The following is a 755-nucleotide window of genomic DNA, read 5'->3' as shown; positions in this document are numbered from 1 at the left end:
GCCATACAAACCTCACTGGTCCAAACTACCCAGGAACTCACAGCTTGCTTCTTGAGATTCTTGACGGAGCTTATGTTGGAAAGGTAGAACTGATTGGCGGCTACCACGGTCTGACCCTTAAGGGTACTAACTTAGATGTGATGGACGCCCACTGTTACGGACAAAGAGGCGATGCGTTTATCATTAAGTCTGACTCTGCTGCAACGGCTGCTGATATCTACATCGGAAGACTTAAGGTAGGGCTTCGTGATAACTCTAAGTTTACAGATGTTACTATGGGTGGCATCTACGACGCTCACGATGGGGTTAACATCGATAACGTGGAGATAGGTTCTCTTCAGGTCTACAACGCATCATGGGGGCTCATTCCCTCAAATGAAAATACTGGTTATATCAGCAACTTGCGTATTGGGAACTACGTGGCTATGAATGTATATGGTAACTACTATTCGCTAGTGATTGATGGTCGCTGCGTTGGTGTTAACATCGGGGAGCACCAGTGTTCTAATACATCTGGCGGAATCAGCGTAGACCCTTCCTCTGTTAACGTGTCACTGGGTAACGGATTCTCAAGGGGTGCCACAAAGTCTGGTTACAAGCTGGGTGGTAACTCTCTGGTTCACGGTAACCTGATAGCCGATGAGAATGGTGAGTATGGTGTTGAGTATGCTGGTGGCCTAGGGTTCGACGCATCAAAAGTTCTAGGGTATAGTAACCCATTCGGTCTGGTGTCTGCTGAGGTTAGCGCCATTGGG

At 47.8% G+C, this 755-nt stretch carries 1 protein-coding gene; it reads left to right on the top strand.

Going from position 1 to position 755, the window contains the following annotated elements; all coding sequences use genetic code 11:
* Nucleotides 1-44: 44 nt before the first annotated feature.
* The coding region (locus AC2W7G_RS17665) for a hypothetical protein (protein WP_485869579.1) at nt 45-755 on the top strand (711 nt) is incomplete at its 3' end.

The organism is Aeromicrobium sp. PFPM2_SD2 (assembly GCF_057364525.1).
This window is presented reverse-complemented; position numbering and strand designations above follow the sequence as displayed.